Genomic DNA, 14,476 nt, shown 5'->3' with positions numbered 1-14,476 from the left:
ACCGTTACCGTCACCCTCACAGCACCTGAAACCCATGGGTGCCATCGCGCCCCAGTTGCGCGACCAGGCCGAACTCCCAATCCAGATATGCCTGCATGGCTTCGCGCGGGCTCTCCGTGCCTTCATACGGCCGGCGGTAGCGGTCGATGCGGGGCGAGGCCAGGCGCGTCTCGCCGTGTTCGAGCGGCAGGCCCTGGGCGATCCAGGCCAGCGTGCCGCCTTCCAGCACCAAGACCTCGGCACCGCCCGTCAAACGCTCCAGGTCCTTCGCCGCGAACTTGGCCAGCAGGCTGCTGCCGCAGGTCAGCACGTAGCGCTGCGCCTTCGGAATGGACTGCAAGGCCTGCGCCAGTTGCGATCGGATCACGAACCACGCGCCCGGGATGTGGCGCAGCGTGTAGTTGGCGCTGGTGGTCAGGTCCAGCACGGCGGTGTGGCCGGGGCTTTCGTCTTTCAGCCAGGCGGCCAGTTGCGCGGGCGTGGTCCAGCGGATGGGGCCTTCGGGCTCGGGCACGGCGTTGGCCACGGCACCGGTTTCAGTGAAGTCGGCAGGCTGCGCGCCGTCCAGCACCCACACCTCCCAGCCCATCTGCGCCAGCCACGATGCGCTCATGTTGGCGCGCACGCCGTCGTCGTCCACCAGCACCAGCCGCGCGCCGCGCACCGCGGCCGTGTGGTCGGTCTCCTGCACCAGCTGGCCGCCGGGGGCGTTGCGAAAGCCCGGCAGGTGACCCGCGGCAAACTCTTCGGGTGTGCGCACGTCCAGCAGGTAGGTGGTGCGCCGGGCCTCGGCCGCAAAGCGGGCCAGGTCGGCGGCCTGCGCGCGCTGCACACGGGCGCGGTCGGCCACGTTCCGGGCCTGTGCGGGGGCGCGGGTGCGGTCGGCATGCACGGCGGGGTCGAAGCGGCGCGTGGCGCCGCGCTCCAGCGTTTGTCCGGCCAGCAGCCAGCCGATGGTGCCGTTGCGCAATGCGGCCACGGGGTTGGGGATGCCCGCGTTCACCAGCGACTGCGTGCCGATGATGCTGCGCGTGCGGCCCGCGCAGTTCACGATGATCTGCGTGGCCGGGTTGGGCGCGAGCGCCTGCGCGCGCAGCACCAGCTCGGCGCCGGGCACGCTCACGCCGGTGGGAATGTTCATGGTGTGGTACTCGTCGTAGCGGCGCGCGTCCAGCACCACCACGTCGGCCTGGGCGTCGATGAGCGCCTGCACTTCTTCAGCCGCCAGCGAGGGCGTGTGGCGCTCGGCCTCCACCAGTTCGCCGAAGGACTTGCTGGGCACGTTCACGTCGATGAACAGCTCGCCCCCCGCATCGCGCCAGCCCTGCAGGCCGCGCGCGAGCAGGCTCACCTCGGTGTAGCCCAGCGCCTGCAGCGTGCGCGCGGCAGGTTCGGCCAGGCCCTCGCCATCGTCGTAGACCACGATGAAGGTGTCGCGGCGCGGTATGCGCGCGAACGCCTCCAGCTCGATCTTGCTGGCGGGCAGGTTGGCGGCGAACAGCGGGTGGCCTTGGGCGAAGGGGTCTTCCTCGCGCACGTCGAGCAAGGCGATTTCATGGCGGGCGAGCAGGGCCTCGCGGACCTGGAGGACGGATGTCTGGGGCAGGGCGGGAGCGGTCATGGGCGAAGTCTTGGAAGGCTGGATCTGTGCTGGAAGGTCAGGCAGCAGCGGCGGGGTTGCGGGACAGGTCACAGATATTGGGCAGCGTGGCGTTGCTGTAGCCGGAGATGAACGGCTTGGCCGAGCCGTCTTCCAGGTACACGCTGCGCTGCACGGCGCCGATGTTGGCGCCATACACGTGGATGCTGATGGACGTCTGGCCCTCCCACGCGTTGTTCACCCGGTGCACGTCGCCGATGGTGGGGGACACGGCATCCACGTCACCGGGATGCAGGCGGTGCGGCGAGCCCTGGGGCGCCCAGCGGCCGTCGGCGGTGCGGGCAAACGCCTGCGAGTCCTCGGACCCGCGCAGCATGCCGATCAGGCCCCACACCGTGTGGTCGTGGATGGGCGTGGCCTGGCCGGGGCCCCACACAAAGCTCACCACCGAGAAGCGGCCGAGCGCATCGGCATGCAACAGGTACTGCTGGTAGCGCTCGGGGCTGGGCTGCGCATAGGCAGCGGGCAGCCAGTCGTCGTGTGCCACCAGTGCGCCCAGCAGCGCGCCGCCGCGTGCCAGCAGCTCGGGCTCGGGCGGCGCGCTGTCCACCAGGGCGGCCAGTTGCTGCACGAAGTGGCGCAGGCGGGCGGTGTCGGGTGCTGCGGGCGTCGCGGTGGACGCGGGCAGCGGCAGGGCGGTAGAGGCGACGGCATTCATGGGGTCTATTGCACCAGCGTCGGGCATGGGGGTGTGTGGAATCTTTTGCATATGCATCTCCGTTTTTCTTCGTTCTCTTCGCGGGCCGCGCCGTCTTCAATGCGGGCAGTGCGGTGCGGATCACCGTGGTCTTATTCATTACACGAGGTGCAGAGCATGAACGACAAGGGCCCTATTCTGGGGGGAGCAGGCACGCAGTGGTCGCGCCGGCAGTTGCTGCGCGTGGCCGGTGGCGCCAGCGTGGTGGCAGCGTCCGGCGTGGTGGGCAGCCAGGTGCTGGCGGCCGGCAAGCTGCGCGAGGTGAAGCTGGCCTGGAACGCCAACGCGATCTGCCTGTCGGCCGCGCCCGTGGCGGTGGAGCGCGGCATTTTTGAAAAGCACGGCCTCAAGGTCGAGCTCATCAATTTTGCGGGCTCCACCGACCAGTTGCTGGAGACCATCGCCACGTCCAAGGCCGATGCCGGCGTGGGCATGATCCACCGCTGGATCAAGCCGCTGGAGTCGGGCTTCGATGTGAAGCTGGTGGGCAGCTCGCACGGCGGCTGCTCGCGCCTGGTGGGGTATGAGGCGGCGGGCGTGACCAGCCTGCAAAAGCTCAAGGGCAAGACCATTGCCGTGTCGGACCTCAACAGCCCGGGCAAGAACTTCTTTGCCGTGCTGCTGACCAAGGCCGGCCTCCACCCCGACAAAGACGTGACCTGGCGCCAGTTCCCCGGCGACATGCTGGGCCTGGCCGTGGAAAAAGGCGAGGCCCAGGCCATTGCCGACGGGGACCCCAACCTGCTGCTCATCCAGCGCCGCACCAAGGGCTTGGTGGACCTGGCCTCGAACCTGTCGGGCGAGTACGCCGCCAAGACCTGCTGCGTGCTGGGCGTGAGCGGCGCCATGGTGCGCAACGACAAGGGCACGGCAGCGGCGCTCACGCGCGCCATCATCGAGGCGTCGGACTTCGTGGCCGACAACCCCAACGAGACCGCGCGCATTTTCAGTCCGTATTCCAAAGTGCCGCAGGAAGACCTGCGCGCCGTGCTGGGCACGCTCACGCACCGCAGCCACCCGGTGGGCACGGCGCTACGCCAGGAGATCGAGTTCTACGCGCGCGACTTCAAGCTGGTGAACGTGCTCAAGCCCTCGACCGACCCGGCACGCTTTGCGGCGCACGTGCACGCAGACGTGCTGGCTTAGCAGGGAGCACCCCGCTGAGTCGCTGCGCGCCATCCCCCCGCTCTCGCAGTGCGTTGCACTGCGGGCAGGGGAACGCAGCCCTCGCTGCGGGGCGGCCCTTGCCCGGCTGCCCTGGCATGGGCCGCGCCCCCATCGCACCGCTACGCACCGCTGCAGCGAAGAAGCATTCACCGTGATGAACCCACACCACTGGACCTGACATGAGCACTGTTGCCGACCAAATCCTGGGCGCGCCACCGGGCATCAGCCCCAAGCCATCGCCACCACCCCTGCCTGCGCCCGGCGCATCATCGCGTGCCTCCATCAGTGCCCGGCCTGCCGCCGTGCCCGACTTCAAGGCGGCCCATGCCTTCCAGCGTTTCTGGTGGACAGGGCTGGCCGCCGCCATGGCCTGGGGGGCGCTGGCCGTGCTGACCTATGTCTGGCCCAACAAGCCGGCGGGTTTCAGCGAATGGGCGTTTACCGAAGAGTTCGCAGCCGGTGCGGCAGTCATTGCGTTGGCGCTGGCGGTGGTGGCTTTGGCGCCCCGCGTGCTGGGTGCGGTGGGCCAGCGGCTGCGGCCTGCAGGCCCTTGGCTGGTGGCCATTGCCGTCGGTCTGGCGGTGTGGGAGGTGTTCACCGCCAAGCTGGGCACGCTGCCGCCGCCATTCTTTGCGCCGCCGCAAAGCCTGGTCGAGGTGTACGTGACCGACTGGGCGCGGCTGCTGGAGAGCGCCGTGGCCTCGGTTCGTCTGCTGGCGCTGGGCATCGCCATTGGCGCTGTGGCGGGCTTCGTCACTGGTGTGCTGATCGGCTGGTCGCGCCAGGCCAGCTACTGGATCCACCCGGTGCTGCGCATCCTGGGCCCGGTGCCCACCACTGCGCTGTTGCCAGTGAGCTTCTATTTCTTTCCGTCCAGCTGGTCTACCGCCATCTTTCTGATCGCACTGGGCACGGCCTTTCCGGTGGCCATCCTCACCTGGTCGGGCGTGGCGGGGGTGCACAAGAACTACTACGACGTGGCACGCACCCTGGGCGCATCGCCCTGGTTCCTGGTGCTGCGCGTGGCCATTCCGGCAGCGCTGCCGCAGGTGTTCGTGGGCCTGTTCATGGGCCTCGGGGCCGCGTTCTCCACCCTGGTGGTGGCTGAGATGCTGGGCGTGAAGGCGGGCCTGGGCTGGTACCTGACCTGGGCGCAGGGCTGGGCGGCGTACCCCAACATGTATGCGGCGCTCATCGTGATGGCGCTGCTGTTCTCGGGCGTGATCACGCTGCTGTTCGTGCTGCGCGACCGCGTGCTGTCGTGGCAAAAGGGGGTGGTGAAATGGTGAGTTCCGTGGCAACCCCCACCGTGCCGGAGGGTGCACGCATCGACGTGCCTGCAGGTCAAGGCGCACGCATCGATGTGCCCGAAAGTAAAGGAGCACGGATAGACGTGCGCAATGTCAGCCACTGGTTCGACCTGCCCGCCGGCCCGCTGCATGTCATCGACGAGCTGGACTTGTCGATTGCGCCCGGCGAATTCGTCGCGCTGCTGGGCCCCAGCGGCTGCGGCAAGAGCACGCTGCTGCGCCTGGTGGCGGGTCTGGAGCCCGCCACCACCGGCGAGCTGCTGCAGGACGGCGCACCCATCACCGAGCCCGACCCGTCGCGCATCGTGGTGTTCCAGGACCCCACGCTCTTCCCGTGGCGCACGGTGTGGGACAACGTGGCCCTGGGCCTGCAGGCGCGGGGCATCCTCAAGGCGCAGCGCCACCGGGTGGACGAGGCGCTGGCCCTGGTCGGCCTGCAGGACTTTGCCAAGGCTTTTCCGCACCAGCTGTCGGGCGGCATGGCGCAGCGCGTGGCGCTGGCGCGTGCGCTGGTCAACGACCCCAGCCTGCTGGTGCTGGATGAACCCCTGGGCAAGCTCGACTCGCTCACGCGGCTGACGATGCAGACCGAGCTGGTGCAGCTGTGGCAGCGCACGGGGTTCTCGGCCCTGCTGGTCACGCACGATGTGGAAGAGGCGCTCTTCATGGCGCAGCGCGTGGTGGTCTTCTCCGACCGGCCGGCCCGTGTGAAGCAGGTGCTGGTCAACGACCTGCCGTACCCGCGCCACCGCGGCGACGCGCGCCTGGCCGCACTGCGCCACGAGGCGCTGGCGTTGCTGGGGCTGGACGCGAGCTGGTAACCACGGAGCGCCGGTTTTCTCCATTGTCTCCCGATCTGTTGAACGGCCTGCTCGAAGGCCTGCATGCCGCGCAGCAGGGCCTGCGCGCGCTGCTGCACCTGCTGGGCCTGGCGCCCGATGTCCATGGCCAGCCGGCCTGGCCGCTCGCCCACCGCATCGCCGCGGAGATGCTGGTGGTGGACGCCGGCCATGCCCGGCGCGTGCTGCTGTCGCTGCTGTGCGCGGGCACCGCGGTGTTGGCCCTGGGGCTGTCGCTGCCCTGGCGGCGAGCCCGCATGCCGCTGTGGGCCGCTGCCATCGCGCTCTTGGTGCTGGCCCCGTGGCCGCAGGCACACCTGCTGCTGGCGCCTGCCGTGCCCACCAGCCTGCACCAGTCACCCACCGGCTTTGAAGCCACCGGCATCGTGCGCGGGCAGGCGGTGTACCAGCAGCACTGCGTGCGCTGCCACGGCACCGATGGGCGCGGCGAAGGCCCGGACGCCGCACGACTGGCGCAGTGGCCGCCCAACCTGAACGGCGCGCTGCTGTGGAAGCGGCTGGACGGAGAACTCTTCTGGCGTGTGCGCGAAGGCATGCACAACCGCGCCGGTGTGGTGACCATGCCCGGCGTGGGCGATGCGCTGCGCGACGATCAGATCTGGGAGGTGCTGGACTACCTGCAGGCCCATGCGGCCGGACAGATGCTGCGAGAGTCTGGCACCTGGGACCGCCCTGTGCGCCTGCCCGCCATGGCCGTGGCATGCCGCCAGGGGCGGGTGCGCCACAGCCGTGACCTGTCAGGCCAGCGCGTGCGCGTGGTGGCCGCATCGCAGGGTGCGCCGGCCGTGGCCGATGACCCGCGCCTGGTCACGCTGGTCGCGGGTCTGCCCGCGGGGGGCGATGCCGAATGCCAGCCGCAGGGCGGCACAGATGCGGTGGCTGCCGCCCAGCAGGCACTGGCCCTGGTGCTGGGCGTGCCGACCGCAGAACTGCCGGGCTACCAGCTCATCGTCGACCGCGCAGGCTGGCTGCGCGCCCGGGGTGCGCCCGGCCAGGCGGCGTGGTCGGAAGACGACCTGGTCTGCCGCTCCAGCGCGGCGGCAGCGCCTGGTGACGGTTCGCCGGCAAGCCGTGGCGGCAGCGCTGCGGCGCCAGCGGCGGATGGACTGCAGGCACTCATTCGCCGCATGGATGCAGAGCCGGTGCGGCTGCTGCGGGGCGGTTTTCCGCATTGACCTGTGGTGGCGCAGCGGCTGGTGCTGCTGCTGCGTCGGCGCGGCCTGCGCCTCTGGGCTGCGGGCTGACTTCTGGATGCGCGTCCTGCGGCCAGGTTACCGAGGCGCAGGCGGTGCCGGGTCCACTGCAGGCGGAGGTGGTGCCAGGTTGTGAAGCATTGCCATCGCCAGCGTTTCGTACAAAGGCCGCGCCAGCATGCGCGAGACCAGGCTGGCCAGCATCGCCGCAGCCATGAGGCTGAGCACCATGGCGTGGCCGTCCACCATCTCCATGACGATGATGAACGCCGTGAGCGGGGCCTGCGTGACTGCCGCGAGGAAGGCTGCCATGCCCATCGCGATGAGGGCAGGGCCGATGTCCGAGCCCAGCAGCACCGACACGTTGTGCCCCACGCCCGCGCCGATGGACAGTGACGGCGCGAAGATGCCGCCCGGCACGCCCAGCCAGGCCGACAGCCACGTGGCGATGAACTTGAGGGTGACGTAGAGAGCCGGTACGTCGGCCTGTCCGGCCAGCATGTGCTTGACCGCCTCGGACCCGGCGCCGAAGGTGGCGCCCCCGGTGACCAGGCCGATGACGGCCACCACCAGGGCGCCGCACGCGGCAAAACGCAGCGGAAAGCGCGCCCGCAGCCGGGACATGCGCTCGGTGCGGCCGGTGAGCGAGGCCGCCAGCAGCTTGGCGAACAGACCGCCCAGCACGCCGCAGGCCAGGGCGACGGCCAGGCCGGGCACCAGCGCGTCCCAATCCAGGCGCGGGACCTGGATGCGGCCGAAGTAGCTCAGGTTGCCGAACACCGAGACGCCCATCAGCCCCGCCAGCACGATGGCCGTGATGATCACGCCGCTGCTGCGCGATTCCATCTTGCGCGACAGCTCCTCGATGGCGAACACCACGCCCGCCAGCGGCGCATTGAACGCCGCCGCAATGCCGGCGGCCCCGCCCGCCACCAGCAGCGCATGGGCCGTGATGCCCGAGCGCGGGTCGAACCACCGCCGCGCATGGTGCATCACGCCCGCTGCCACCTGCACCGACGGCCCCTCGCGCCCGATGGACAGGCCCGCCAGAAAACCGGCGCTGGCCAGCACGATCTTGGCGAACGACAGCCACAGCGAGACAAAGCGCCCGCGCTGGTTCGCGTCGAGCGCAGGCTCCAGGGCCGTCATCACCTGCGGGATGCCCGAGCCCGCCGCACCCGGCGCCCAGCGCCGCGTGGCCCACACGACCGCGACGGTGACGGCCGGCATCCACACCAGCACAGCCCAGCCGCCGCGCCAGTGGTAGATGTGCATGAACAGCTCGAACGCGGCATCGGCCATCAGCGTGAAGGCCACCACGCAGAGCCCGGCCGCGCACGCACAGGCCAGCACGATGGTGCGGTCCAGCCAGCGCCGGCCGTTCTTCAGTTCTTCACGGACATTCGCAAGAAAGTTGGGCTCTTGGTTCATCGGCTTTCAAAGCATGCAATTGCCATGCCGCGCAAGGCGGGCAAAGCGGGCAGGGTCGGCAGGGCAGGGTCCGAAGGCAGTATGCATGCGCCAACCTGCGTGCGCTGCGTGGTAACCGTGCCACATGACCCCCGGCGGGCCGTGTGGAAATGCCCGCCGGTACGGATGGGTATTTTCTACACTGCGCTTGTCCACACCACCCCATCCACGCACCGGGTACACCGCCATGCCGCAGACGATCACCTCGAACCGCGAGAATGCATCGCCCCGTGCCTGGCTGGTGCTGGCACTGTTCGGGCTGTCGCTGGCCGCCGTGGCGCTGGTGTTTGTGTTCGTGGCCATCGTGCCCACGCTGTATGACGGCTGGCGCATGCGGTCCTGGCAGCCGGTGCCCGCAAGGCTGGTGGACGCGGCCATCGAAACCCATGGCAGCGCCCGGCGCAAGACCACCTACAGCGTGCGCGCCGAGTACGTCTACGAAGTGGGTGGTGTGCGCCGTACCGGATCGCGGCCCGCCATCAACGGTGGCGCCGACGATATCGGCCACTTCCACTACGGCCTGGGCGTGCGGTTGCAGCAGGCTCTGCAGGCGGGCGAGCCCGTCACCGCATACGTGAACCTGGCGCAGCCGGCCCAATCGGTGCTGGACCGCACCATTCGCTGGAACCTGCTTGGTTTCTGGATGATTTTTGTCGCCGCCTTCGGTGGCGTGGGCGGCGCGCTGATGGCCTGGGCGCTGCGCAACTACCGCAGGGGCGCCAACGCCAGCACTTACGCCACGACGGTGGCCGGCGGCGCCATACAAGGCCTTGCGCCGGTAGAAGACCGCCCGGGTGGGCCCATCTCCGCCCACCAGAAGCTGGAGACGATGCTGCTGGCGGGTTTTGCGGCCATCGCGCTGCCGCTGAGCGTGTGGATGTGCCTGCGGGTGCTGCCCCGGGCCTGGCAAGGCGAACCTGCCGCCTGGGTCGTGCTGATGTTTCCGCTGGTCACCGCGGGCCTGCTGCGGGCGCTGTACAAGCGCGCCCGCATGCGCCAGCGCTTTGGCGATGCGCAGTTGGTCCTCAGCCCGCTGCCGGCCCGCCCGGGCGAGCCATTCACGGCCCATGTCGATATCCGGGCCGCTTACCGGCCCAGCCTGCGCTATGCGGCGCGGCTGCAATGCCTGCGCAACCGCACCACGCGCATCAACGACGAAGTGCACACCACCGAGCAGGTCGAGTGGAGCGCCAGCGCGCGGGCCCGGGTGAGCGACGAGGGCAGTGGCATGCTGCGCCTGCAATGGCGCCTGCAGGTGCCGCACGGCCTGCCTGCATCGACCGAGCCGGGCATCCTGTGGCGGCTTGAAATCCACGACGAGCACGAGGCCCAGGGATACCGTGCGCTGTTTCTGCTGCCGATGGTCGATGCGGACGATGCGGCCGACCGAGGCCCTGCACCCGCCGGCCAGAGTCAAGGCACGCATGCGCTGGCGGACGATGAAGGGCGGATGCCCGGCGCCGATCCTTTCGGTGCCGTCTGCTCCATGCAGGCCGTCGCGGGGGGCGGTGCGCAGCTGGAGCAGCCTGCAGGCCGCATGTGGCGCGCGCAGCGCATCCTCATCCTCACGGTGTGCCTTGTCGGCGTGCCGTTGCTGCTGGCCGTGTCCGCGACAGCGCCGCCCGCCCTGCGGTTGGCGGCTTTTCTGGCGACCGGTATGGCGGTGGCGTGGGCGCTCTTCGCGGTGGGCAACCGGCGCAGCAGCTATCTGAACGCGCAGCAGGGCATTCGCACGGAGCGTAGGCTGCTGGGCCTGCGCACGTCGTTCCAGCAGGTGCCTGCGGACCAGGTGCAGCAATTGGCCATCCGCCTGGCTTACACCCAGAGCCTGGGCAACGGTCCGCGCGAAGAGATCTACACCTTGTACGCCCAACTGCACGGCGGCGCCAGCGTGGTGCTGGCCGACAGCATCAGCGGCCAGCCGGCCGCGCGGCAGGCCCTGCGCGAGGTGGCCCGGGTCAGCGGGTTTGCGGCGGCTGGCTGATCCTCAGGACGGCGATGACACGGCTTGGTGCGTGAGTCGGAAGCACTGCAGCACGCGCATCGCATTCGCAGCATGTTGGCCCCAGTGGAAAAACATTTGGTGCCAATGGAAAGCCGCCGCCGTCGCGTGACCATGGTCGAACAGCCATAGCCCCTCCGACAGATCGTTGCAGATGTCCAGAAAATCATCCTGCAAGTCGCCGCATCCCGGCTCCTGGCGGCAGTCAGGACTCAGCGGCTCAAGTACTTCCCAATAGAACTGGAACGGAAGGGCGGACAGGTTCTTCGTGAGCCTGCTGTTCTGTTCGGGGCTTCTGTCGGGTAGGTCGGGTGCGGGGTGAAAATCTACAGCCTGTAGCTGTAGTCCGGCTGCGTAAACCGCAACCAGTTGTTCAAGCGCTTCCTGTGCCATCAGTCCCGCGGACTTTTCGCCGTGGGGCGCATGGCACCAGGCAACAAACTGCCGCGCGAGCGCGGCGAATGGGCTTACATCGACGTCGTGGGGCATGTAGGTGTCTCTGCGTGTGATGGGGTTGCGAATTGGCTGCCTGTGCAGACCTTCTCTTCAGCGCTTGTCCATCCACCAGCGCATCACACCCTCGCACCCATCCTCCACCACATCCAGCACATGCTCAAACCCGTCGGCGCCGCCGTAGTATGGGTCGGGCACCTCGTGGGCTTCAAGCCTGGTGCAGAAGTCCGTCAGCCTGCGCAGCCGGTCTTCGCTGCCGGGCGGGCACAGCGCGCGGGCGGCGTGTTCGTTGTGGTCGTCCATCACCAGTACCAGGTCGTAGTCGCTGAAGTCGCGCCGGGTGAGCTTGCGCGCGCGCTGGGCTGACAGGTCGTACCCGCGGCGCGCCGCGTGGGCCTGGGCGCGCTGGTCGGGCGGCTCGCCCACGTGGTAGCCGTGCGTGCCGGCAGAGTCCACGCGGATGCGGTCCGCCAGGCCTGCGTCGGCCACCATTTTCTGCAGCACGCCGTGGGCCGTGGGGCTGCGGCAGATGTTGCCCATGCAGACCATCAGCACGGACATCGGCTCGCCCGATGTCGATGGGTCGTGCCGGGTGTGTTCCAGGGGCGGTTGCTTGATCGTTTTATGGTCCATGGTGCTCGGCCGGGTGGTTGATGATGGGAGCGGTGGCCGATTCTCCATGGTCTGGCCCTCGCACCGCGATCGTGCACTTGCCTGCACGCGCACAGGCCCGCGTCCTGCAGGCGGCCATCGGTGCGGAGGTGGCTTCGCGGCGCGATTCCACGTTGCAATTCTTTGCTGGGCTGCTTGGGCAGGCGCGCCTATATTGGCGGCAAGGCCCTCCGTTGGGGGGGCGTGATGTATGCCTTGCCACTGCGGCCACCTTAACCATTCGCCACCCTGGAGCCTCACCGCATGACCCTTTTGACGCCGGAGCAACAACGCGTGGAGGCCGAGCTGCGAGAGCTGGTGGGCCACGCAGCTTTCGCACTCACCGCCGAAGGCCGGGGCGTGCTCACCGCGGGGGAGGCCACCGTGGTGGTGGACGTGCCCGCGCATGCACGCCACGTGGTCTGCAGTACGGGCCTGGGCTCGCTGCCATCCGACCCAGCGGCCCGCCAATCCGTTGTGATGGCCGCGCTGCAGTACAACATGTTCCTGGCCGAGGGCGACGGTGCCGCGGTGGCCGCGCACCCCAATGGCGACGGCAGCCTGTACCTGTGCTACCGGCTTCCGCTCCACGGCCTGGACGGCACGTTGCTGGCCAACGTCATCGCCAATCTGGCGGCCCGCGCGGGCCCGCTCGCCCAGCGACTGTGGGGCTTGGAGGCCACGGCTGCCAGGGCAGGCGCTGCCGCCGAGGTGCCCGCGCCCGCACTGTCGAGCCAGTTCATGAACCTGCGGGCCTGATCCCATTCACGCACAGCCATCGAGACGCTGACCATGTCCAGCCATTTCCCCTCCATCAGCCAGCCTTTCATCGCGCCGCTGTCGCCGTCGCAGGGCGGTTTGCCCCAGGGCGTGCCCAGCCTGTTCACGCCGGGCACGTTGCCGCACGACATGCCCGGCACGCAACTGGGCGGCGACCTGGCCGACCCTGGGTTGACCGCGTCGACAACGGTGTTCCACATGGCGCTCGTTGTGCCAGATGGCTTTCCGCCACTGCCTGCGGACGACGGCGCTGCGCCTACTGCGTCTACTGCGCAAGGCACCAAGCGTGCCCGGGGAGACGAGGGGGGCGATCCCACCACCGAAGCCAGCACCAAGAAAGCGCTGCTCATGTCCTCGTCCGGCAGTGCGGTCAAGGCATCCACCGACCCCATGAGCAGCAGTGCAGCGCTGCAATGGGCCCTGCGCGAGTCGCTGGACGCCACCCGGGCCACGCCTTTGCGCGACAAGCCCAAGACCGAAGAGCTTTGCGGCAGGCTCGAACGGCCCAGGTGGGATACGCCCCTGACCGGCAGAGTCATTTCCCGCAAGGACGGCGAAGGCCACGCGCAGGACCTGCGCCACGTGGTGGCCTACGAAACCATGCAGTCCTCCGTGCAGGCCGTGTTGCGAATCTCCAAGACCGATCAACAGAACTACGCCACCCTGGACCGGCTCGCTGACGCCATGGGCGACGTCTCGCCCATCAAGGACGACCACCAGCGTGGCTTGGCCACAGCAGGCAAGCTCAACAATTTCTTGTTCGTCTGCAAAGGCAACTTCTTTCTGGGCGACGCGTTGGAGAACCAGCGCGCGGGCTCCTCCACGGCGGCACTGCACCACACAGAAGATCAGCGGCTGCAGCAACTCAGTTCGGCCACTGGCGAGGCCGGGATCACCGCCGTGCTTCGCCAGGCCACGGGGAGCCTGAGTGGTCCCATCCTGGACACCACACTGCAGGCCTATGGCCTTCCGGCGGCCGGGCCGAGGCCCGAGCCGAAATCCGGCGAAGACCCGAAGCTGGTGGAAAAGACTTACGACACCGCAAAAAAAGCGTTGCAGGAGGAATTGGCGACCCGCATCCTGGCCTCTCTGCCCACGCTTGATGCCTATCAGGCAGCAACCGACCCCACCCGCAAAGAGTCTTGCTTCACCTTGATGAAAAGCGACGTTGCCCATCTGATCGAAGGGCTCGCGGACAGCACGGCCTACGACGTGAGCCGCACCGCCCACACCGACCTGAGCGAGAAGCAGAAAGCCTTGAACATGGCGTTTGGCATGTTCCGTGCCGCGGAGCGCACAGGAAGCGCCGATGAACTGGTGCAGGCCGTCAAGATCATGAAATCCATTGACGATGCTGCCCGGGAGCTGGCGCCGGAAGTGTCGGCGCGCAAGGGCAGCACGGCGACCAAGCTGAGCTTCGGACCGTTGTATGAGCAGACGAAGAAGTAGGCACGGTGGGCCAAGTCAGCCAGAGGCCGCATACCAGCAGTGCTTGTCGGCGCTCAACTGCGCCTTGGATTTGTTGGATTGAAGCTCCAACGTTGGTTGCATGTCATCGGCCCGGTAGTGCCCTGCAGCGCGTAAGGATTCTTTGCCATGTGCCGCATTCGTCCTGCTTGAGCCTTCAGCAGTGCGCATAAAAAAGCCCGCGTTGCGCGGGCTTTACAGGGGCCGGCTCGTGGACCGGTGCCGTGTTCAGGGCCTTTCGATGGACCGTGGCTGCGCTGCCTCATAGTCGGTCCCAACGGGTGGCTGAGGTTCCACCACTTGCCCCACGGCAGCGCCGCCAAGGGCACCGGCAATCGCGCCCGCCGTACCACCAACGAACACGCCCACCGGCCCGGCCACGGCGACACCTACGGCAGCACCTGCAGCGGCGCCTGCCATCACGCCGCCTCCCATCAGGGCAGATTTCGATTCGCGGCGGGACTCGCTGTCGGTCAGCGCGTGCTGCGCGGCGGGGTCGGGGTCTTGTGATGGAACACCGTGGCCAGGGACGGCCTGGGCTGCCAGGTCTGCGTCGACCGCCATGTGCGTGTCGGTGCTGGAGGCCGCAGGATGTGCCGTAGTGTCGGCGGCAGGGTGGAGGATGGGGTTCATGAGGTGCTCCTTGTCATGTCTTTGAACAGGCGGGTCAGGGCCCGCTGAACAAATTCTTGAGCCGCCTGCACACCTGATTCGCCATCCATCCATTCGCTGGCCTGTCGGACAAAAGCCTGTAGCGCCGCTAGGT

The 14,476-nt window shown here is 68.6% G+C and carries 13 protein-coding genes; 7 read left to right on the top strand and 6 right to left on the bottom strand.

Annotated features, from left to right (window positions below; genetic code table 11):
* Positions 1–16: 16 nt before the first annotated feature.
* Together ASG27_RS14985 and ASG27_RS14980 are read right to left on the bottom strand one after the other, a co-directional pair.
* Positions 17–1,621, bottom strand: a complete 1,605-nt coding sequence (locus tag ASG27_RS14985; protein WP_056412714.1) for a rhodanese homology domain-containing protein — start codon at positions 1,619–1,621, stop codon at positions 17–19.
* A gap of 37 nt (positions 1,622–1,658) precedes the next feature.
* Positions 1,659–2,369, bottom strand: coding sequence for a cysteine dioxygenase (locus ASG27_RS14980; protein ID WP_082493119.1), 711 nt, complete (start codon positions 2,367–2,369; stop codon positions 1,659–1,661).
* A gap of 105 nt (positions 2,370–2,474) precedes the next feature.
* Here ASG27_RS14980 and ASG27_RS14975 point away from each other — a divergent pair, with 105 nt between their 5' ends.
* The 4 genes from ASG27_RS14975 (at position 2,475) to ASG27_RS14960 (ending at position 6,869) form a co-directional block, all read left to right on the top strand.
* Complete coding sequence (locus tag ASG27_RS14975; RefSeq protein WP_056412710.1) at positions 2,475–3,503, top strand: ABC transporter substrate-binding protein; 1,029 nt, start codon at positions 2,475–2,477, stop codon at positions 3,501–3,503.
* A gap of 200 nt (positions 3,504–3,703) precedes the next feature.
* Positions 3,704–4,813 (top strand): ABC transporter permease subunit, encoded by a 1,110-nt coding sequence (locus ASG27_RS14970; RefSeq protein WP_082486099.1) that lies wholly within the window; start codon positions 3,704–3,706, stop codon positions 4,811–4,813.
* Entirely contained in the window at positions 4,807–5,655 is an 849-nt protein-coding gene (locus ASG27_RS14965; RefSeq protein WP_442854071.1) for an ABC transporter ATP-binding protein, read from the top strand. Before ASG27_RS14970 ends, ASG27_RS14965 begins: the two co-directional genes overlap by 7 nt.
* Before the next feature lie 23 nt (positions 5,656–5,678).
* The gene (locus ASG27_RS14960) at positions 5,679–6,869 is read left to right on the top strand and encodes a c-type cytochrome (protein ID WP_056412708.1); all 1,191 of its coding nucleotides are present in this window, start codon (positions 5,679–5,681) and stop codon (positions 6,867–6,869) included.
* A 96-nt stretch (positions 6,870–6,965) separates the two neighbouring features.
* On the opposite strand, the gene ASG27_RS14955 is transcribed toward ASG27_RS14960, so the two are convergent.
* Positions 6,966–8,318, bottom strand: a complete 1,353-nt coding sequence (locus ASG27_RS14955) for a chloride channel protein (RefSeq protein ID WP_056412705.1) — start codon at positions 8,316–8,318, stop codon at positions 6,966–6,968.
* Positions 8,319–8,544: 226 nt separating this feature from the next.
* On the opposite strand from ASG27_RS14955, the gene ASG27_RS14950 reads away from it, so the two are divergent.
* Positions 8,545–10,341: a DUF3592 domain-containing protein gene (locus tag ASG27_RS14950; protein WP_056412702.1), complete on the top strand. Its 1,797-nt coding sequence runs from the start codon at positions 8,545–8,547 to the stop codon at positions 10,339–10,341.
* Positions 10,342–10,344: 3 nt separating this feature from the next.
* Here ASG27_RS14950 and ASG27_RS14945 read toward each other — a convergent pair whose 3' ends face one another.
* Positions 10,345–10,848 (bottom strand): DUF5063 domain-containing protein, encoded by a 504-nt coding sequence (locus tag ASG27_RS14945; RefSeq protein WP_056412699.1) that lies wholly within the window; start codon positions 10,846–10,848, stop codon positions 10,345–10,347.
* Between the two features lie 57 nt (positions 10,849–10,905).
* Positions 10,906–11,373 (bottom strand): low molecular weight protein-tyrosine-phosphatase, encoded by a 468-nt coding sequence (locus tag ASG27_RS14940; RefSeq protein WP_442854073.1) that lies wholly within the window; start codon positions 11,371–11,373, stop codon positions 10,906–10,908.
* Positions 11,374–11,727: 354 nt separating this feature from the next.
* Between ASG27_RS14940 and ASG27_RS14935 the strand changes: the two genes are divergently transcribed.
* A complete protein-coding gene (locus tag ASG27_RS14935) occupies positions 11,728–12,222 on the top strand; it encodes a type III secretion system chaperone (RefSeq protein WP_082486101.1) in 495 nt (164 codons plus the stop codon).
* A gap of 111 nt (positions 12,223–12,333) precedes the next feature.
* Entirely contained in the window at positions 12,334–13,692 is a 1,359-nt protein-coding gene (locus tag ASG27_RS14930; RefSeq protein WP_156370896.1) for a hypothetical protein, read from the top strand.
* A gap of 246 nt (positions 13,693–13,938) precedes the next feature.
* Here the strand turns inward: ASG27_RS14930 and ASG27_RS14925 are convergent, their stop codons facing one another.
* Complete coding sequence (locus ASG27_RS14925; protein WP_056412769.1) at positions 13,939–14,274, bottom strand: hypothetical protein; 336 nt, start codon at positions 14,272–14,274, stop codon at positions 13,939–13,941.
* Positions 14,275–14,476: the final 202 nt, after the last annotated feature.

Source organism: Acidovorax sp. Leaf191 (assembly GCF_001424425.1).
In the GTDB taxonomy this organism is placed as follows: Bacteria; Pseudomonadota; Gammaproteobacteria; order Burkholderiales; family Burkholderiaceae_C; genus Acidovorax.
Note: the sequence above shows the minus strand (reverse complement) of the source record. Positions and strands in the feature narration are given on the sequence as shown.